This is a genomic window from Pseudomonas sp. IT-P2, assembly GCF_949767575.1.
In the GTDB taxonomy this organism is placed as follows: Bacteria; Pseudomonadota; Gammaproteobacteria; order Pseudomonadales; family Pseudomonadaceae; genus Aquipseudomonas; species Aquipseudomonas pharyngis.
The window spans coordinates 387,308-406,419 of sequence record NZ_CATKQA010000022.1 but is presented as its reverse complement, the minus strand read 5'-3'; the positions used below and the strand labels follow the sequence as shown (position 1 = coordinate 406,419).

Annotated in this window: 21 protein-coding genes and 1 pseudogene; 13 read left to right on the top strand and 9 right to left on the bottom strand. The window is 59.3% G+C overall.

Annotated elements, in window-relative coordinates; translation table 11 throughout:
* Position 1: 1 nt before the first annotated feature.
* From ACM6JM_RS14500 to ACM6JM_RS14490, 3 genes are all read right to left on the bottom strand, one after another.
* Positions 2–1,198 (bottom strand): hypothetical protein, encoded by a 1,197-nt coding sequence (locus ACM6JM_RS14500; RefSeq protein ID WP_414882113.1) that lies wholly within the window; start codon positions 1,196–1,198, stop codon positions 2–4.
* Between the two features lie 86 nt (positions 1,199–1,284).
* A complete protein-coding gene (locus tag ACM6JM_RS14495; RefSeq protein WP_414882112.1) occupies positions 1,285–2,004 on the bottom strand; it encodes a DUF6933 domain-containing protein in 720 nt (239 codons plus the stop codon).
* 55 nt (positions 2,005–2,059) lie between these two features.
* Complete coding sequence (locus ACM6JM_RS14490) at positions 2,060–2,875, bottom strand: sulfite exporter TauE/SafE family protein (protein WP_414882111.1); 816 nt, start codon at positions 2,873–2,875, stop codon at positions 2,060–2,062.
* Between the two features lie 112 nt (positions 2,876–2,987).
* Between ACM6JM_RS14490 and ACM6JM_RS14485 the strand changes: the two genes are divergently transcribed.
* The 4 genes from ACM6JM_RS14485 to ACM6JM_RS14470 all read left to right on the top strand — a co-directional run bounded on the left by ACM6JM_RS14485 (position 2,988) and on the right by ACM6JM_RS14470 (position 4,885).
* Entirely contained in the window at positions 2,988–3,755 is a 768-nt protein-coding gene (locus ACM6JM_RS14485) for an AraC family transcriptional regulator (protein WP_103386051.1), read from the top strand.
* 93 nt (positions 3,756–3,848) lie between these two features.
* On the top strand, positions 3,849–4,166 hold the full coding sequence (locus tag ACM6JM_RS14480) for a hypothetical protein (RefSeq protein ID WP_103386050.1): 318 nt from the start codon (positions 3,849–3,851) through the stop codon (positions 4,164–4,166).
* A 42-nt stretch (positions 4,167–4,208) separates the two neighbouring features.
* Positions 4,209–4,562 (top strand): type II toxin-antitoxin system RelE/ParE family toxin, encoded by a 354-nt coding sequence (locus ACM6JM_RS14475; RefSeq protein ID WP_103386049.1) that lies wholly within the window; start codon positions 4,209–4,211, stop codon positions 4,560–4,562.
* Positions 4,563–4,564: 2 nt separating this feature from the next.
* Entirely contained in the window at positions 4,565–4,885 is a 321-nt protein-coding gene (locus tag ACM6JM_RS14470) for a helix-turn-helix domain-containing protein (protein WP_039773303.1), read from the top strand.
* 49 nt (positions 4,886–4,934) lie between these two features.
* Here ACM6JM_RS14470 and ACM6JM_RS14465 read toward each other — a convergent pair whose 3' ends face one another.
* Together ACM6JM_RS14465 and ACM6JM_RS14460 are read right to left on the bottom strand one after the other, a co-directional pair.
* A complete protein-coding gene (locus ACM6JM_RS14465; RefSeq protein WP_414882110.1) occupies positions 4,935–6,452 on the bottom strand; it encodes an amidase family protein in 1,518 nt (505 codons plus the stop codon).
* 113 nt (positions 6,453–6,565) lie between these two features.
* On the bottom strand, positions 6,566–7,639 hold the full coding sequence (locus tag ACM6JM_RS14460; protein WP_414882109.1) for an MBL fold metallo-hydrolase: 1,074 nt from the start codon (positions 7,637–7,639) through the stop codon (positions 6,566–6,568).
* Positions 7,640–7,854: 215 nt separating this feature from the next.
* On the opposite strand from ACM6JM_RS14460, the gene ACM6JM_RS14455 reads away from it, so the two are divergent.
* The 4 genes and pseudogenes from ACM6JM_RS14455 (at position 7,855) to ACM6JM_RS14440 (ending at position 11,157) form a co-directional block, all read left to right on the top strand.
* Positions 7,855–8,463, top strand: a complete 609-nt coding sequence (locus ACM6JM_RS14455) for a TetR/AcrR family transcriptional regulator (protein ID WP_074688239.1) — start codon at positions 7,855–7,857, stop codon at positions 8,461–8,463.
* A gap of 146 nt (positions 8,464–8,609) precedes the next feature.
* Entirely contained in the window at positions 8,610–9,662 is a 1,053-nt protein-coding gene (locus ACM6JM_RS14450; RefSeq protein ID WP_134334343.1) for a diguanylate cyclase, read from the top strand.
* Between the two features lie 169 nt (positions 9,663–9,831).
* Positions 9,832–10,611 (top strand): annotated as a pseudogene (locus ACM6JM_RS14445) (PAS domain-containing protein); the annotation flags it as partial.
* Positions 10,597–11,157, top strand: a complete 561-nt coding sequence (locus tag ACM6JM_RS14440) for a methyl-accepting chemotaxis protein (RefSeq protein WP_371857932.1) — start codon at positions 10,597–10,599, stop codon at positions 11,155–11,157. The pseudogene ACM6JM_RS14445 and the gene ACM6JM_RS14440, both read left to right, overlap by 15 nt.
* A gap of 6 nt (positions 11,158–11,163) precedes the next feature.
* On the opposite strand, the gene ACM6JM_RS14435 is transcribed toward ACM6JM_RS14440, so the two are convergent.
* Positions 11,164–12,069 carry a LysR family transcriptional regulator gene (locus tag ACM6JM_RS14435; protein WP_414882108.1) on the bottom strand — a complete coding sequence of 302 codons (906 nt, stop codon included), beginning with the start codon at positions 12,067–12,069 and terminating at the stop codon, positions 11,164–11,166.
* A gap of 51 nt (positions 12,070–12,120) precedes the next feature.
* On the opposite strand from ACM6JM_RS14435, the gene ACM6JM_RS14430 reads away from it, so the two are divergent.
* Together ACM6JM_RS14430 and ACM6JM_RS14425 are read left to right on the top strand one after the other, a co-directional pair.
* Entirely contained in the window at positions 12,121–12,828 is a 708-nt protein-coding gene (locus ACM6JM_RS14430) for a CTP synthase (protein WP_414882107.1), read from the top strand.
* Entirely contained in the window at positions 12,825–13,139 is a 315-nt protein-coding gene (locus ACM6JM_RS14425) for an antibiotic biosynthesis monooxygenase family protein (RefSeq protein ID WP_414882106.1), read from the top strand. The genes ACM6JM_RS14430 and ACM6JM_RS14425 overlap by 4 nt, the downstream gene beginning before the upstream one ends.
* A 56-nt stretch (positions 13,140–13,195) precedes the next feature.
* Here the strand turns inward: ACM6JM_RS14425 and ACM6JM_RS14420 are convergent, their stop codons facing one another.
* A complete protein-coding gene (locus tag ACM6JM_RS14420; protein WP_039773311.1) occupies positions 13,196–13,522 on the bottom strand; it encodes a DUF2025 family protein in 327 nt (108 codons plus the stop codon).
* 217 nt (positions 13,523–13,739) lie between these two features.
* Here ACM6JM_RS14420 and ACM6JM_RS14415 point away from each other — a divergent pair, with 217 nt between their 5' ends.
* Together ACM6JM_RS14415 and ACM6JM_RS14410 are read left to right on the top strand one after the other, a co-directional pair.
* A complete protein-coding gene (locus ACM6JM_RS14415) occupies positions 13,740–14,867 on the top strand; it encodes a glycerophosphodiester phosphodiesterase (protein ID WP_414882105.1) in 1,128 nt (375 codons plus the stop codon).
* Between the two features lie 142 nt (positions 14,868–15,009).
* Entirely contained in the window at positions 15,010–15,315 is a 306-nt protein-coding gene (locus ACM6JM_RS14410; RefSeq protein WP_103386044.1) for a PepSY domain-containing protein, read from the top strand.
* Positions 15,316–15,607: 292 nt separating this feature from the next.
* Here the strand turns inward: ACM6JM_RS14410 and ACM6JM_RS14405 are convergent, their stop codons facing one another.
* Complete coding sequence (locus tag ACM6JM_RS14405; RefSeq protein ID WP_039766178.1) at positions 15,608–16,051, bottom strand: hypothetical protein; 444 nt, start codon at positions 16,049–16,051, stop codon at positions 15,608–15,610.
* A 112-nt stretch (positions 16,052–16,163) separates the two neighbouring features.
* A complete protein-coding gene (locus ACM6JM_RS14400; RefSeq protein ID WP_371857930.1) occupies positions 16,164–16,772 on the bottom strand; it encodes a methyl-accepting chemotaxis protein in 609 nt (202 codons plus the stop codon).
* Positions 16,773–18,061: 1,289 nt separating this feature from the next.
* Here ACM6JM_RS14400 and ACM6JM_RS14395 point away from each other — a divergent pair.
* The gene (locus ACM6JM_RS14395) at positions 18,062–19,084 is read left to right on the top strand and encodes a transporter (protein ID WP_414882104.1); all 1,023 of its coding nucleotides are present in this window, start codon (positions 18,062–18,064) and stop codon (positions 19,082–19,084) included.
* The last annotated feature ends 28 nt before the right edge of the window (positions 19,085–19,112 follow it).

The window sequence follows — 19,112 nt, the reverse complement described above, 5'->3', positions numbered from 1 at the left end:
GTTAGTTTTGGGGCAGTTGCAGTTGGACGGCGCCGGGGTGTTGTTTGATCAGGGAGTACGGCAGGACTGACCAGTCCGGCGCATCGCAGGCGCGGGCGACGCGGGCGAAGTAGGCGCCCAGGTACAGGCCTTTCGGAGTGAAGTGCCAGGACGGATAACCCCAGATGCTTTCATCGGTGTAGTCGCAACTGTCCTCATCGCCCTCCGCCGGTTTCTTCATTTCATCTGGGTAGAGCGCGGTGAGTTGTTTGATCAGCCACGGCACCAGCACTTCGCGCTGGTAAGTCGAGCGCGCTGCACTTTCTTTTTCGTTCAGCGGCTGATCGCCCAAGCTGTCGCGCTCGGCGTGCAGCAAAGGTTTGCCCTCACCTACCCACAACACATCTTCCAGCGACAACGGATGGCCGGTGTTCACGTCGATGTTGAGCGGCGAATCGCCAAAGTCCGGATGCGCGCCGCCGCAGTAATAGCTGGTCGAGATGTTCAGGCTGACCACGGCTGGCGAGATCAGTTGCGGTTGGGCTTGCTGCATGAACTCGACGTTTTCCCCGCCCTGCAACTGGCAGCCGTGATAGCTGATGACTTCGCTCCACAAGCGCCCGAGCAACTGCTGGTTGACCCGCTGCAGGTCATCTTTCGGCAGGCCGGATTCCACGGTAAACAACGCGATCTTCGACTCGGGCTCCGTCCACCATTGCAAGGTGTAGCCCATGAAGTCTTCTTTCTTCGTGGCTTTGAGCTTGAGCCCCTGCAGCCGCAGATATTCGTACGGTTCGCTGGCGGGCAGCGTGGCGATGAAGGGCAAAGTTGTGGAGACCGGCGCCGCAAGTTTGGCCTCGGAGAGTTGCACCGTAAGCTTTTTGCCCTGAGGACTTTGCCATTCGCCGTGCCAGCCGTCGGCAGTTTCTTCCAGCTTGAGGGTCGGCAAAGGCTTGTCATCGCCATAGCGATTGTTGCCCTCGACCAACGTCAGCGTACTGTCCTGCAACGCACCGCTCAGAGGCAGATCGCGATGGTATTTCTCATAGAAGTAGCGGCCGGTCACTTCATCTTGCTGCTGGGTATTGAGCTCAACCACAATCGGCGTCTTGCCCAGCGTGCCGGTGAACACACGTCTGCCGTCGTCAGCCTGAGCGGTGGAAAGCAGTGAAAACAGCACGGCGGTGTATGGCGCCAGGCGCAACAGTCCCTTGAGCATGGATCGATCCCTGAGTGAGTCGGAGGTCGCGCCGGGACATTGATGCCGGCGCTAGTGAATGCGGGGCGGATTATGGCGAGGGTTGCTTAAGTAATCGAGTTTCGTCGGTTGTATTCTTCCAGCCAGGCTGCGCGCTCGACTGCTGCGATCTCCCGATACACTTGCTTGCGCCGGTCCTTGGCCGCTTGAACTTCGCCCTCATCCAGAGCGCAATAACGACGAAGCCAATGAACGGTCATCTCCTCATCCGGGTAGTAGTAACCCTTGGCGCCCTTGCTGTTTCTTGGGGTGTCGTTCATCTGCGCGTCGAACACCATGGCTGCGACTTCATGAGGCGGTAAACAACCGGCCCCTGCGGCCCTGTCCTGGAAGACCCAGGCAATTTCATCGATGTGTTTTTGTGCGCTGCGATGGCTGCGGCGATAGAACTGCTGCGGTCGACACATCCATCGGAATCGCTCAATCAACGGTTCGATATCAATCCACTCGGAGAGCCCGTGATGGGTTGCATGAAGCATTACACCGTTGAACCAGCGATCAGCGAATTGCCCCACAAATGCATCCAGATCAGCCTTTTTCATGTCGGCGAAAACCATGCAATAGCGAGTCTTGATATGCATGGCGAACAGCACATGCTTTCGTTGCACGGTGATCGCATGCACCAGCCACTGTTCGACACCACTGTCCATCTCATCATCTTCGATGGTTGATGATGGCGGGGCGAAATCCACCGGGGTGATTTTTTTACCCTGATGGACGCGACTGAAGAACTTGCTGGCAGCTTCGGTGCAGTTGAAGATCAGCATCCTTGATCTCTGATAAATACTGGGGACGATGGATTATGGGTCTGTCGGTAGACGATTACTTCATCGACATTCCCAACATCACAATAACCAACAATCCAATATAAACCCAAGCATGCACCCGATCCGGTATCCGCCCGATCCACGGCGTGGCCAGTCGAATCCCCAGCATCGAGCCCAACGTCAGCACCGCGAACGCCAGCAGATCCACATACCCGATAAACCATGGTCCAAGTTTTGTCTCGCTGAGTCCCGCCATCGCCATGTACGTCAGGGTTCCCGCCAATGCCACCGGCACACTCAGTGGGTTGGCCATCGACGTCGCCTGCGACATGCTCAACCCGCAACGCCGCAACAACGGCACGGTCATGACGCTTCCTCCTACGCCGAGAAAGGTTGCGATGGTGCCAATGCCTACACCGCCGCCAGACGTTTCCAGTGTTCCCAATCGCCGTGGGATGGCGCCTTCGGACTGCGTAAGAAATCCGCGTCGCAGCAGGCAATCGACAATCGTCACGCCGAGGTAGGCGATGAAGGCATAGCGAATGACTTCGCCGCTGACCCACACCGCTGCGATTGCGCCGACGACCGCGCCCAATCCGATGAACCCGCCCAAGGGCCACAGGTAATCACGGATGAGGTTGCCGGCACGGCGATGTTTGCCGGTGGCGACCAGGGCGTTGACGATCATCACGCAGGTCGAGGTGGCGACGGCGATGTGCATGGCGGATTGGTTGATCGGGTCGTCGGCGCCGTGGCTCGCGGTGAGCATGCGGTACAGCAGCGGCACGACGACGAAGCCGCCGCCGAAGCCGAAGAGCACGGCGGTGACGCCGGTCAGGCAGCCGAAAAGTGTCAGCAAGAGGTAGAACATGGCGCGTCGTCCGTGGTTGGGGAGCGGTCGACGATAGAGCGTCGGTGCTTGGCCTGCTTCAGCAAGTCAGCCAATAATGTTCGCGTTTACGCCAACTGCCGGGTGCCGCTCGATGCGCAATGTTTCGATCAATCTGCTGGATGACACGCCACGCCCGGTGGTGGCGATCGGTACGGATTATTCCCACGGCTATCTGTTGCCACGTCATACGCATCGACGGGCGCAATTGTTGTACGGCGCGACGGGGGTGATGCAGGTCAGCACGCATGATGGCAACTGGGTGGTGCCGCCGCAGCGAGCGGTGTGGATTCCGCCGGGTGTGGCGCATGAGGTGTTGATGCTGGGGGTCAGCACGCGCAGTTTGTATATAGAGCCGGGGGCGGTGGATCTGGGTGAGCGTTGTCAGGTGATCAGCGTGTCGTCGCTGATGCGGCACTTGCTGATGGAAGCAGTGGAGCTGCCGTTGGCCTATGACCTGACCGGGCGTGACGGCGTGCTGATCGACTTGTTGCTGCATGAATTGGTGCGCAGTGCACCGCTTCCGTTGCATATCCCGCTGCCGTCTGACGGAAGACTGCTCGAATTGTGTCAGACCTTTCTGCATCAGCCGAATACTCACCAATCACCCCAGCATTGGGCCGATCAGCTGCACGTAAGCTTACGCACCTTCAACAGACTGTTTCGTCAGCAGACCGGCCTGAGTTTCAGTCAATGGCGCCAGCGCGCCTGCGTGGTATTGGCGCTGGCACGCCTGGCGGCGGGTGAAGCAGTGACGCGGATTGCCCTGGATTTCGGCTATGACAGCCCGGCGGCGTTCTCGACGATGTTCCGCCGGATCCTCGGTCAGGCACCGTCCGTCTGGTTGGAGACGGCGAACTAGGGCAAATCAAAAAATGCATTTGATCCCGGCCGAAAACAACTGTACAAAAACACAGTACATTTTCCATCAGCACTCTCGAGCCCGGAGCACACCATGGCCTCTTCAGCGATGAACCTCATCCTCGAACGTATCGCCCTTTTCCAGTTCACCCCGACCCATTGCGCCCAGGCCCGAGGGATGTTGGGCTGGAGCATTGAACAGTTGTCGCGGGAGGCCAAGGTTTCAACAGACGACATTCAGCGGTTCGAAGCGCAGCAGGACGTGGCGGATGAGGTGCGGCTGGCGTTGACCTATCGGTTTGAGGCGCAGGGGTTGGTGTTCTTTCCGGGGTTTGCGCCGGGGCGTGGGGGAAATGTCAGAAGTGCGATGCCGGAATCAGCGAGTCATGGAGATTATGCGATGGCTGACTGAACCAATTGATTGAGATTATCCCAATATAGGTATATTTTTCGCATGAGTACAAGGAAGCCACTCCTGTGGGTTAGCAGTAGCAAGAAAGATCTCAAGCAGATGCCCACTGATGTACAGGATGTTTTTGGTTACGCACTGGATTTGGCCCAAAGCGGTCTCAGACATCCAGATGCAAAACCTCTGAAGGGGTTTGGAGGCGCGGGTGTCCTCGAGTTGATTGAGGACTTTGATACGAATACCTACCGCGCCGTTTACACGGTCCGTTTTGGCAATGCAATTTACGTCCTGCATTGTTTTCAGAAAAAGTCGACCACCGGTATAAAAACCGCGCAGTGCGATGTCGATCTGATCCGAAAGAGACTTCAAGCCGCTCAGGACCACGCGAAAGGAACTTAGAAATGATTGAAATCGAAGAAGGCAGCGGCAACGTCTATCAAGACCTCGGCTTGCCCGACGCCAGTGAAATGCAGGTCAAGTCTCAACTCGCCGCAAAGATCGGTGAAATCATCAAAGCGCGTCATCTCACTCAATCTCAAGCTTCTGAAATCTTGGGGTTATCACAACCCAAGCTATCCGAAATGCTGAGAGGAAAATTCCGCGGCATCAGTGAGGCCAAGATGATGGAATGCCTTTCCCACCTCGGCCGAGATGTGCAGATTGTGGTCAAACCGGCCCCCCGCTCTCGCAAAGAGGGCCGAATTGAGGTGGTGTTCGCTTGATACGGCAGTGCTCCAAATAGTCGAAGACAACGCACTGCCAACAAGGTGTTTACTCCTTGAACCGCGGATACCGCAGTTCCATCGAAGCCTGTTCGTAGCTGTATGCCATGGCAAACAACTGTGGCTCGCTCCACGGCTGGCCGTAAAAGAACACGGAGGTCGGCGTGTCGTCATCGCTCATGCCCGAGGGCAAGGTGATTGCCGGGTAGCCTGCGGTCGCAGCGGAGAACTGGGAAAAGCCGTCCGATTCGGCGAACAGGGCATCCAGTTTGTGCTCACGCACCTGCTCATCGATAGCGTCTTTGAAGTTCTGGCTGATGGTGGTAATCAGTACGCTCGCCTCCTGGTGGGAAAGCGCCGACGCGTTGATGGCCTCCAGCATCTGCTGGCCGTGTTGCTCCTCACCGGGGTTGGCCTGGTTGAAATCGATCAATGCCTGCAATGAATTGATCGGCATCCCCTGGCGGCTGGCGAGATATTCGGGCAGTTCATGCTTCATCCCGCCCATCAGGCCATCGATGTAGTCATCGATATCCGGAAGACGCACAGTCAGCGGGACCAGCGTGGCGCCCTGCTCCTCCAGAGTTGCCATAGCCACCAGCATCTCCAGACTCGGGCTCAGCTTCGTATCGTGGGACCCTGTGTACGCGATCGGATAACCGATCCGTTTACCTCGCAAGGCGTTCCTGGAAAGCAGTGCGGTGTAGTCGACGCCAGTGGGCGCGTCGGCAGTGGCGCTGTCCGAAACGTCAATGCCTTGCATGACGTTGAACAGCAGCGCGGCATCGCGCACGGTACGGGTCAGCGTGCCCGGCGTGTCCTGCAGGCGGGTGATCGGCACGATGCCGGAGCGACTGAACAAACCCAGCGTCGGTTTGACGCCAACCACACCGTTGGCCGACGCCGGGCAACTGATCGAACCATTGGTTTCAGTCCCCAACGCCAGTGGTGTGAAACCGGCGGCTACCGCAGCCGCCGGTCCGGAACTGGAACCACAGGTGCTTTCACTCAGCACATGAGGATTTTTCCCCTGACCGCCACGCCCGCTCCACCCCAGGGGCAAAGACATATCACGCATGCCCGACCACTCGCTCATATTGGCCTTGCCCAGCAGGATGGCGCCGGCATCGCGCAGTTGTTTAACCGTGAAAGCATCCTGAGCCGCCGGTTGTCCGACCATGGCCAACGAGCCGGCACTGGTTTGCATGCCGTCAGCGGTATCGAAGTTGTCCTTCAACAGCACCGGGATACCGTGCAACGGGCCACGACTCTTGCCTTGCGCACGCTCATCGTCCATCGCGGCTGCGATGTCGAGAGCCTGGGAATTCATTTCGATAACGGCATTGAGGGACGGGCCTTGCTTGTCCAGATCCGCAATGCGTGTGATGAGGTGTTGAACCAATGCGACCGAGGTCAATTCGTTGTTGACCATCATTGCACTCAGCTCGCTGGCGCTTGCGTATTCAAGTGCTGCACTGGAAGGCGCTGCGAGGGCGACGCTGCTGGTCAGCGAAAGCAGGATGGTTCGCGCCAGCGTATTCATGCTGCGTTTAAAGCGGAATTTCATTTTTCTAATCCTTGTTTAAGCCAATCACGAGTGAGTCATTTCACTCGCGACCAAGCCTACCGAAGCCGCAGGAAACGGCTGTCAGCAACAAGAACCAGTGCTGGTAGGAAAACTCACCCAGCCTTGTAGCCGCTACAAGCAACGCGCCCCTTTTCTGACACCTCTTGTTCCATTTCCAACCACCACGCGTCCCCACGTTGCGGTTGCATCAGGTTAAACGCCTCGCCCATTTGCGGCGTGGTAATGGAAACACTGCGTTCCCAGGCCAGCGCAAGAATGCGGTCGAACGGCTCATGCCAGGCATGCATCGCCAGGTCGAACGTGCCGTTGTGGATCGGGAACAGCCAGCGGCCCTTGAGGTCGATGTGGGCCTGCAGGGTCTCTTCCGGCTGCATGTGCACGTGGGGCCATTCGACGTTGTAGGCGCCGGTTTCCATCAGGGTCAGGTCGAACGGGCCGTACTGTTCCCCAATGCGTTTAAAGCCGTCGAAATAACCGCTGTCACCACTGAAGAAAATCCGCGTGTCGCCATCGATGATCACCCACGAAGCCCACAGGGTCTGGTTGCCATCGAACAGGCCACGACCGGAGAAGTGCTGCGACGGGGTGGCGATGAAGCGGATGCCGGCGACTTCGGTGCCCTGCCACCAGTCGAACTGGCGGATCTTGCTGGCATCGATGCCCCATTTGACCAGCGTGTCGCCGACGCCTAGCGGGGTCAGGAACACGTTGACCTTGTCGGCCAGTTTCAACACCGCTTCGTAGTCCAGGTGGTCGTAGTGGTTGTGCGACAGGATCACCGCTTCGATCGGCGGCAATTCATCGATGCTGATTGGTGGCTGGTGAAAACGTTTCGGCCCGGCCCATTGCACAGGCGAAGCGCGCTCGGCAAACACCGGGTCGGTGATCCAGAACTTGTCTTGCAGCTTCAACAGCAAGGTCGAGTGGCCGAGGCGGTAGACACTCTGGTTGGGAGCGGCGATCAGGTCGGCGCGGGTTAGTGGCTGCACCGGGATGGCTGCCGCCGGCCGAGTGTTACGTGGTTTGTGGAAGATCATGTTCCACATGATCCGCAGCATTTTGCGCAAGCCTTCACGCTGCACCGGCGCGTGGTTGCGGAACACACCATCGGCCTGACGCGAAGGTTCAGGTGATTGACTGCCCGCAGAAGCAATGGATTTGGCCATGACTGAATGACTCCGGAAACACCGCGCAATTCACGGCTTTCCACGGTGGGACGATAAATGGCCAAGGCACGCACGCATCAGCCGGACATCTGGTTTTAGGGTGCACCGATTAAGGCAACATTACACTGATCGGTGTAGTTTCTAGGTTGCATCAAACCGGATGCCAAGTAAACTGCCGAGTGTAATTCTCTCCTTTTTCCTGCCGAATCCAATTTATGACAGCTCCAACGCGCCTCACCGACCGTAAACGAGAAGCCATCATCCAGGCCGCGATCGCCGAATTCCGTACCAACGGGTTTGAGGTCACCAGCATGGACAAGATCGCGGCCACGGCCGGGGTATCAAAGCGTACGGTGTACAACCATTTCCCCAGCAAGGAAGAGCTTTTCGCCGAAATTCTCAACCAGTTGTGGGCACGGATCAGCACCGAGCAGGCCGTGTCGTATCAGGCCGATCAGCCCTTGCGGGATCAGTTGCGAACGATGCTGTTGGCCAAGTTGCAAATGATGGCGGACGACAACTTCATGAATCTGGCCCGTGTCGCCATCGCGGCTGCGATCCACTCGCCGGAACGCGCGCAGAACATGGTGGCGCGCATGGGCGAACGTGAGGAAAGCGTGACCGTGTGGATTCGTGCTGCCCAGGCGGATGGTCGATTGAAACCGGTCGATCCAGAGTTCGCCGCCCATCAAGTGCAGGGGCTGCTGAAAACCTTTGCCTTCTGGCCGCAGATCTCCCTGGGCCAGCCCTCGCTCGAGAGCACGATGCAAAATGCCGTGGTCGATTCTGCAATCGACATGTTCCTGGCCTGCTATCAGCTCTAGATCAGGCCTGCGCCACAGTAAATGGCTCACAAGGACACTGAATTTTCCCGCTGGAATAAATGACAATGCCTGCCATTGGCCGATGAACGGTCACGCTGAAGAATTACACTGCAAAGTGTTTCAGAATGAATCTGGCGCAGAACACCATGGAAAACCAACGCGGCAAAGGCTTGTCATTCGCCAGACGCATTTACCTGCCGCGAGCCATCGGGCTGGGCATCGGCTTCTTCAGCGTGGGCGCCGCGGTGTATCCATTGAACATGCCGTCCTGGCTCTGGACCTTGTTGCTGTTTAACGGCTTTCTCTGGCCGCATGTGGCCTATCAATGGTCGACCCGCTCGGCCTTTCCCTATCGCGCCGAACGCCGCAACCTGCTCTATGACTCGGTGTTCGGCGGTTTCTGGACCGCCTGTTTCCAGTTCAACCCACTGACCACCGTGACCATTCTGTCGATGATGACCATGAACAACGTGGCCGCCGGTGGCGTGCGCCTGTTCTGGCTCGGCGCGCTCGCCCAGGTGATCGGCGTGCTGCTGGGCTGGTCAATGTTCGGGGTCAAGTTCACTCTGACGGCCACGCAGACTCAAGTCTGGGCCTGCCTGCCGATGCTGACGCTTTATCCGCTGGCTTTGGGAATGGTTTGCTACCGGTTGGCGATCAAACTCGCCGAACACAAACGCACTCTGAGCGCCCTGAGCCGCACCGACAGCCTGACCGGCCTGCTCAACCACGGCGCCTGGAAAGACCTGCTGCATCTCAAGTTCCAGCAGTGCCGCCAGCACAATTCCCAAGCGATTCTGGCGCTGATCGACATCGATCATTTCAAGTCGATCAACGACAGTTACGGACACATCGTCGGCGATGCGGTGCTGCGGCAATTGAGTCACGAGCTGAAGTTCGTGCTCGACGGAAGCGAGCTGGCCGGACGCTACGGCGGCGACGAATTCTGCGTGATCCTGCCCAACCTGCCCCTGAGCAAGGCCGAAGCGCTGATGAAGCACCTGCGTCAGGGAATGGATCAATACCGCCATCCCGACGTCCCCGAGCTGCGAGTCAGCCTGAGTATCGGGCTTGCTCGCTATCAAACCTCGTACGCCGATGCCCTTGAGTGGTTCGAAGATTCCGACAAGGCGCTGTACACGGCCAAGCACACGGGACGTAACACAATCAGCGTAGCGTTGAGCCGATCACCCGCCTGAAAAAACTTGTACAAAATTGAGAAAAATCGATTTCTTGTACAAGTTTATAAAGTTTTGTATAAGTTAATCCGCCAGCCGGGATGCTGGCACACTGCTTCCAGCCATCGATATATCTGGCTGGCTGACGCGGAAACAGGGACCCCACCTTCAGTCCTATTTCCAGAGTGCCATGAACATGATTTTCAACCGCCACAAGACTGCCCTCGTCGATCTCCAAAACACCATCAACCAACAAGCCGGCCTGCTGGAGGCGATCAACCGCTCCATGGCAGTGATCGAATTCGATGTCGACGGTGTCGTTCTGCGCGCCAACGACAACTTCCTGAAAACCATGGGTTACACCCGTGAACAGGTAGTCGGCCAGCCCCATCGCCATTTCTGTTCTCCAGAGTTTGCCCGTGGCAATCAGTACACCGAGTTGTGGTCGCGATTGAAAAGCGGCCAGTTCCAGTCCGGCACCTTTGAACGTATTGACAGCCAGGGCCGACCAATCTGGCTCGAAGCCAGCTATAACCCGATCAAGGATGACTCGGGTCGCGTGGTGAAAGTGGTCAAGTACGCCATGGATGTCACCGCCAAAGTGCAGCAGGAAAGCGAAGCCAATGCGAAATTGCAGGCGATCGACCGCGCCATGGCGGTGATCGAATTCGATCTCGACGGCAATATCCTCACCGCCAATCAGAATTTTCTGACGCGCATGGGCTACACCCTCGCCGAACTCAAAGGCAAACATCACCGTTTGTTCTGCCCCGCGCAACTGGTCAACAGCAGCGCCTACCAGGATTTCTGGCGCCGATTGAATCAGGGCGAACTGTTTCAGGGCCAGTTCGAACGCGTCGACAAACGCGGGCAGACCGTGTGGCTTGAAGCCAACTACAACCCGGTCTACGACGCTGCCGGCCGCTTGTGCAAAGTGGTGAAGTTCGCGTCGGACGTGACCGCTCGGGTCGAGCAGCACGAGCAGGATGCGCGCAGTGCCAGCGCCGCCTATCACATCTCGGTGGCCACCCGAAAAGTCGCCGAGCAAGGTACGCAAGTGATTCAGCAAGCGGCCAGTGAAATGCGCGAAATTGCCGACGACATCGCCGAGTCTTCAACCTTGATCGCGCAGCTCGGCGAACGCTCGGAGCAAATCACCGCCATCGTCAACACCATCCGCGCGATTGCCGATCAGACCAATCTGCTGGCCCTGAACGCCGCCATCGAAGCCGCCCGTGCCGGCGAGCAGGGTCGCGGCTTTGCCGTGGTGGCCGATGAAGTGCGGCAACTGGCGGCGCGCACCAGCGGCTCGACAGCGGAAATTTCCAACATGATCGGCCTGATCCAGACCGAAACCCGTCAGGCGATCAAAAGCATGGATGGAACCCGAGGGCGAGCAGCGCAAGGTGTCGAACTGGCGGATCAGGCCGGTACGGTGATTTTGCAGATTCGTGACGGCGCCAGCGAAGCGGTGGAAGCCGTGAGCATGTTCGCCAATGACCGGGCGCCGGGTTAAACGCGATCACGGCAAACGCAGCGCCCGCCCCAGTTCGTCGAACAGCGTGACCACCGAGCGCAACGCGCGGCAGTCCGGGCGGGTCAGCAGCCACAGCGCGGTGTCGTAACCGTGCAAGGGTTCGCTCAGGGCTTGCAGCCCTTCGTTGATGAGAAAGTCCGGCAACGCCGCCACGCCCAGTCCCGCGCAGACCAACTCCGTCACCGACAGCATGCTGTTGCAGCGATAGCTCGGCGTCACACCGGGCAATTGCTGGCGGCGCCAGGCGACGGTCGGGTGATCGGGCAGAAAGTCGTCCGGGGCGATCCAGGTCAGTGCCGCCAGATCGGTCGCTTCAACATTGTGTAGATAACGCTCGCTGGCGCAGACACGGTAGGAAATCTTCGCCAGCTCTCGTCCGACCAGATGCTCCGGCGGTGTACGCGTCAGGCGCAGGGCGATGTCGGCATCGCGGCGGCTGAGGTTGGCGAAATCGTTGGAGGTGCTCAGCTCGATGGTGAGCGCCGGATAGTTCGGCATGAACTGCGCCAGCGCCGGCAGCAGCAGACCTTGCAACACCGAATCAGTACAGGTCAGGCGCACCGTGCCGCTGACCACTTCACCGCCCTGCTCCACGCCGATTCGCGCCGCTTCCAAAGCTTGCTCGGCGCGTTCGGCCTGCTCGGCCAGGGTCTGCGCGAGGCTGGTGGGCAGGTAACCGGCGCGGCTTTTTTCGAACAGTTGCTGGCCGAGTGATGCTTCCAGTCGGCGCACGGCGCGAAACACCGTCGACACATCGACCTTCAACAACTGCGCGGCCCGGGCCAGAGAGCCGCCGCGCACTAAGGCGAGAATCAGGGCCAGATCCGGGAAATCCAGTTGGTATTGCGCGGCTGCATTGATCACTTGGGCAAACGCCAATTTAGAGTGCATGAACGCCAATCTATAGTGAGCGTCATCCCTCAACAAGCACAGCGAGTCCTCATGGAATCCAGAGCCCTGCGCATCGCCCTGATTGGTGATTACGATCCGCAAGTCATTGCCCACCAGGCCATCCCGGTCGCCCTTGGACTGGCGGCGGAACACCTTCGCCGTCCGGTCGATTTCCAATGGTTGGCCACCGACCGAATCCTGCCGGAGACACCGCTGGAACATTTCGACGGCTTCTGGTGTGTGCCGGCCAGTCCCTATAAAAGTGAAGACGGCGCCCTGCGGGCCATCCGCTTTGCCCGCGAGCAGCACCGCCCTTTCCTCGGCACCTGCGGCGGTTTTCAGCATGCGGTGCTGGAGTTTTCCCGCAACGTGCTGGGCTGGGCCGACGCCGAGCATGGCGAAACTTCGCCTGACTCGAGCCGCGCAGTGCTCACACCGCTGACCTGCTCGCTGGTGGAAGCAGTGGACAGCATTCATCTGGTGCCCGGTTCGTTGATCGCTAGGGCGTACGAAACGTCGGTAATTCGCGAAGGTTATCGCTGCCGCTACGGTGTGAATCCGCAGTTCGAACGGGAGTTGCTGACCCATGAACTACACGCCGTGGGTCACGATTCGGCAGGCGATCTGCGCGCCATCGAACTGAAAAACCATGTGTTCTTTGTCGCCACGCTGTTCCAGCCGGAACGTGCGGCGCTCAAGGCGAACTTGCCACCGCTGGTGCGGGCGTTTGTCGAAGCCTGCTCGGAGCACTGTCGATGAAACCGGACACTGCGTGTTTCGCCGTGATCTTCACTTCGACCCGCACCGAGGGCGACAACGGCTATGCCGAGGCCTCCGAGCGCATGATGCAACTGGTGGCGGAGCAACCGGGTTTTCTCGGCATCGATTCGATTCGGGGGGCAGACGGGGTGGGGATTACGGTTTCGTACTGGGAGAGCGAAGCAGCGATTCTGGCCTGGCGTGAGCATCCGGAGCACCGGGTGATTCAGGCACGTGGGCGGGCGGAGTGGTATTCGGCGTTTCATACGCGGGTGTGTCGGGTGGAGCGGGAGTATCGGTTCGGGAAATGAATATTGCGCCATCGTCAGCAGGCTGGCGATGGCGGCAAATGATTCACCGAAGCATCTCAGCCCTTCACCAGACTACGCACCGCCTCAATCTCCGGCACTTCGCGTTTACTCATATAAACGCGCAACGGCTCAGTGATGTTGATCCGGTCATCGATGTTCTGATCCAGCAGCAACTGGATCAGTTCGCGCTTGAGGGTCATGGTCTGTTCGGTGGTGGGTGCCCAGACGAATTCGCTGCACGGAATGATGCCGTCATCGGCCACGTCCATGCCGAACGAGTCCTCACTGAAGCGCACGATGTACTGGCCGGTCTTGCGGTTGAGGCCGACGAAGCCTTTGAGGTCGTCGGCGGCCTGGCAGATGAGTTGCGATGTGATGCGCATGGTAAACCTCACGAAAAGAATCGATGGTCTACACGCAGGGCAATGGGTGGCGCGCCCTCTGCCGGGGCGGTTGCCGTGGCCAAGCGTACTGCAAACGAACGCACAAAAGTGCGCAAATTTTCGCTTTCAGTACGTTTATGTCGGTCTCGCGATAGCACGTTTTCGTTTGAGTTGCTAAAAGGTACATCTTCGAAAATACCTGCGAAAGGACCTCGACATGCCCGCCACGTTCACCAAAAGCGCACTGCTGCTGAGCCTGATGCTCGGCCTCGGTCAGGCCCACGCCGCCGGCCAGCCAACCCCGGTTGCGCTCGCTGCCTCCGAGGGCATTCCGCACCCGGCGGTGATCGCCCACCGTGGCGCGTCCTTCGATGCCCCGGAATCCACCGCTGCGTCCTACAAACTGGCCCGCGACCTGGGCGCCGATTACCTGGAAATGGACTTGCAGCGCAGCAAGGACGGCGTGCTGTTCGCCCTGCACGACGACAACCTGCAGCGCACCACCGACGTCGCGACCAAGTTCCCGGAGCGCAAGGACAGCCCGGCCAATGCCTTCACCATGGCCGAACTGAAAACCCTCGACGCCGGCAGTTGGTACAACGCCAAGTACCCGGATCGCGCCCGCCCGTCCTACGTCGGCCTGAAGATTCTGACCCTCGATGAAATCATCGACATCGCCCAGGCCAACCCGAAGCACAAGCCGGGTCTGTACATCGAAACCAAGGAGCCGAAGCTGTTCCCGGGGATCGAACATGACCTGAAGGAAAAACTCCAGGCCCGCGGCTGGCTGATACCGGCCGGCGCCAAACAGGCTAAAAACGTCGCCAGCGTCGGCGAGAGCAACGGCAAGGTGATCCTGCAAACGTTCGAGAAGAGCAGCCTGGAAATGCTGCAGAAGGAAATGCCGCAGGTGCCGAAAATCCTGTTGCTGTGGGTCGGCGAAGGCAGCATCGAGCCGAAATCCAAAGTGACCTTTGCCGAATCCGGCGAGAAGGACAAGAACGCGTTCTACGGCAAGCAGGAGCCGAAATCCGAAGCCGAATTCAAGCAATGGATCGACTACGCCAAGGCTCAGGGTGCAATCGGCACCGGCCCTTCGGCGAAGCTGACCCACGGCGGCGATCAGAGCTATTCGGATCTGGTGCAGCCATGGATGAACAAATACACCCACGATCAGGGCCTGCTGGTGCACGTCTACACCGTGGATGAGCCGGTGGACTTCGAAAAAGTCATGGCCGCCGGCGTCGACGGCATTTTCACCAACCGCGCCAGCGAACTGCTGAAATTCTTCAAACGCCCGGCCGCCGCCAGTGTGGATCAGGTGTTGAAGAACAACGGTTTCTGATCTGTAAATCCGCGCGTCAGTCAGTGTTGCGAGCAGGCTCGCTCCCTCGGGGAGTCCGGCCTGCTCGCTGCGTTTTAAGGGTGAATTAAGTTGCGGTGATTAACCTGAACTCACTTAAACGAATCACCCAAAGGAATAACCGATGAAAACCCTGACTGCCCTGTTTACCGCTGCCGCCCTGACCCTCACCGCTGGCCTGGCCCAGGCTGACGTTCGCGTTGACCAGATCCCGCAACTGGTCAAGGAAGGCAAGATCAAGTCGCTGGAGTCGATGAACGCAGAAGCGCTGAAACTGCATCCGGGTGCGACCATTACCGACACGGATCTGGATAACCACTTCAATGGTTATGAGTATGAAGTTGAACTGCGTGCTGCTGATGGCAAGGAGTTCGATGTGGACTTCGATGCGACCACCGGCAAGGTGCTGAGCAACAAGCAAGACACTTGATTGGCTGATAAGACAAAGCCGCACGACTTTTGGGTTGTGCGGCTTTTTTGTGTCTGGCGTTTGACGAAACTCCGGTTTCGCCTGTGAGAACCATCCCCTCACCCCAGCCCTCCCGAAACGTCGGACCGCCCCCAAGGGGGCGAGGGGGAAAGGGAGCCGATCTTCATGCTGTTCAAACCTGAGTTCGACTCAGAACTGTCAGGTCGGTGTAACTCGAACATTCAACTCCGTCAGTCCCCTCTCCCTTTGGGAGAGGGCTAGGCGGGCGGCGTTCCGATGAGGGGAAAAGGCTTCACGCGGTCGTACTGACCAACGAACCGGAAGTACCGCTGTCCGAATCCTGCAAAGCCGCCAACAACGCCGCCGTCGCCGTCTGCAACGAAGCCGACGTCGTCGCGATCTGCGATTGCGCCGCCGCGACATCCGCAGCCTTGGCGTCCTCACTTTCCTGCTTGGCCTGAGCCGCTTGCAACGCCTGCTGCTCTTCCTGCAACTGCTTCTGCAACTCGGCGATCTGCTTGCGCAGTTCCTTCACCGTATCCGATTCATCGCTGCTGGAACTGCTGTCGCCCGCCGGCGCCGCACCACCGCCCGCCGCGACTTTGCTGGTGTCGGCTTTCACGCCGGTGCTGGCCGCCGCGGTGGTCGAGGTGTCGTCACCGGTGTCGGCAATCGAGGTTTTGCTGGTGGGCGTGGTGACGGTCTGATTGATCGAAACAGACGTGATGCTGACCATGGGGAATCTCCAATGCCGGTGATAGATAACCGGGCATCGGCGGCGGTCTGCACGAATTGAGATCGACTGTGTACCGACTCGGTATCCGAACCGGTACACAGTCCCTGGCCGGTCAGACGCTCAGGCGAGCGGTGACGTCGTTCAGTTGGCCGGACAGGCCGTGCAGGTTCTGGCTGGCGCTTTCGGTGCGCTGCACGTTGTCGAGGTTGGTGCTGGCAATCGAGGTGATCTCGGTCAGGTTGCGCGAGATGTCTTCGGCCACCGAGGTCTGCTCTTCAGCCGCCGTGGCGATCTGACGGTTCATGTCGCGAATCGCTTCCACCGCGTGAGTGATGCGCTCGAGCATGGCGCCGGCCTGGGTCACTTGCTCGACACTTTCATCGCTGCGGGTCTGGCCGCTGTCGATGGCGTGGGCCGCGTCCACCGCACCGGTCTGCACGCTGTGGATGATCTGGTTGATCTCGATGATCGACTCCGCCGTACGCTGCGCGAGGTTGCGAACCTCGTCGGCGACCACCGCAAAACCACGCCCGGCTTCACCGGCCCGGGCCGCTTCGATGGCAGCGTTGAGCGCCAGCAGGTTGGTCTGCTCAGCGATCCCGCGAATCACTTCCAGCACCTTGCCGATGCGGCCGCTGTCGGCTTCCAGACGACGGATGACCGTGGCGGTGTTGGCGATTTCGCCGCGCATCTGGGTGATGCTGTGGATGGTGCTCTGCATGACCTTCTCGCCCTGTTGCGCGGACTGGTCGGCATCGTCGGCAGCACGAGCGGCGTCGGCCGCATGACGGGCGACTTCCTGGGCAGTGGCGGACATTTCGTTCATCGCGGTGGCCACCTGATCGGTGCGGTTGAACTGTTCGTTGGTGCCGCCGGCCATCAGCGTGGCGATGGCATTCAACTCGCCGCTGGCGTTGTCCAGATCCTTGGCGCTGCGTTGCAGATGATTGAAGGTTTCGGCGAGGAAATCGCGCAGGGTGTTGGCGGCTGCCGCCAGGTTGCCCAGCTCGTCCTGACGGTCACTGACCACGCGCTCGACCAGACGGCCCCTGCTCAACTGGGTGACGTAGTCGATGAGCTTGCGGATCGGCTCGACCAGGTTGCGGTTGACCAGCCACAGGCTCAGCAAACCAATCAGCAAACCCGACGCGAGCATCACCAGCAGCCCCAGCCACACAGTGCGATCAGCACTGGCGCTGATCTGCGCCGATTGCTCGGTGCCCTGCTTGCGCAACTCAGCGACCAGTTCGCTCATCTGATCGCTGGCGGCACGGTCAACGCCTTTGACGGCGGCATCGCCAGCAGTCGGATCGGCACCGGCGGCGACGTAGGCATCACGACCCTTCTGGTACGCAGCGCCGAGCAGACGATGTTCTTCGCGCAGGCGTTCGATGCGGGTTTTCAGCGCAGGCTCGAGGCCTTTCTGGTTGGCCAGCTCACCGAGGATGCCCTGCACATCGCGCTGACGGTCTTCGAACTGGCCCCAGTATTTGGCCAGATCCGCCGGTTGCTTGCCGCGCAGCAGGACGTTTTTCCACTCCTGGACCTGCACCTTGAATTGCAGGTTGGCTTCGTCGATCAGTTGCGAAGTGTGCAAGGGGCCGGCGATCAACTGGCTGTAACTCTGCACGCCATTGGACAGGAAGTGAAAGCAGGCCAGCGCGATCAACAGCATCGCCAGCAGGCTGCCGCTCAGCAGGGCGAGAATTTGCGCTCTCAGGGATTTTTGCAGCATTGCAGGTACTCGGGACAGGGATGAGGCACGTCCGGTAAGACGTGATTTTTTAGCCGGACATCCGTGTCGGCGGACCTTGGCTCTTGGCCGAAGGCGCGCAACCTAACTCATGCGTGATCGGCGTGCCAGAGGCCTTCTTGAGTCATTTCCGACGGCCGGTAACGCGTTGATTTGACGTCATTTTGCTGTCACACAAGCGTCATGTGACATTGCGATGATGCGGCTCAGGTGAATCTGTAAATCCCGCGACAGACGCCTCCTCGCAGCGAGCCTTCATGAACCACAGCCTCGATATCAGTCATCGTGACCCTGACCTGTTCGGCCTGCTTTACGGCTTTCGGTTTCGCCCCGGCGAACGCGGGCGCGAGGTGGATTCGGCCACCGCCCTGCGCTGCCTGCAAGACGATAGCGAGAGCGATGAGTTTCTCTGGCTGCACCTGAACCTGGCCCACGCCGCGTGCGAGCGCTGGATGAAAAGCCATCTGCAATTGCCCGAAGAATTTTTCGAAGCGCTGCACGAAGGTTCACGTTCGACCCGCATCGAGCATGTCGATTCGGCGTTGCTGGCGGTGGTCAACGATGTGGTGTTCAACCTCAGCAGCATGGTGTCGTCGGACGTTTCGACGCTTTGGGTCTGCGTGCGCAGCAAACTGATCGTCAGTGCGCGCCTGCAACCGCTGCACTCGGTGGACAAGCTGCGTTCTTCGGTGAAGGCCGGCGAGTGCTTTCGTTCGCCGTCGGAACTGTTGGTGCACCTGCTGCGCGACCAGGGCGAAGTGCTGACGCAGATCGTGCGCAAGACCAGCATGAGTGTCGATCAGGTCGAAGACGAATTGCTGTCCTCGCGACTGTCGACCAACCGCGCCGAACTCGGCGCCAACCGGCGAGTGCTGGTGCGCCTGCAACGGCTGCTGGCGCTGGAACCGGGTTCGCTGCTGCGCCTGCTCAACCGACCGCCGCCCTGGTTGCAGAAGGAAGACGTGAAGGAGCTGCGCAAATCCACCGAGGAGTTCGCGCTGATCATCAACGACCTCACGGCTCTGGGCGAGCGAATCAAGCTGTTACAGGAAGAGATCGCCGCCAACCTCAACGAACAGAGCAACCGCACGCTGTTCACCCTGACAGTGGTCACGGTGCTGGCGCTGCCGATCAACATCATCGCCGGTTTCTTCGGCATGAACGTCGGCGGTGTGCCGCTGGCCACCGATCCGGAAGGGTTCTGGATTCTGGTGGCGCTGGTGGCGACGTTCACCGTGATTGCCGGGCGCTGGGCGTTTCGCAAGCGGCGGGATTACTAAGAGCCGACTGCCCCTGCCGCTCGTTCCC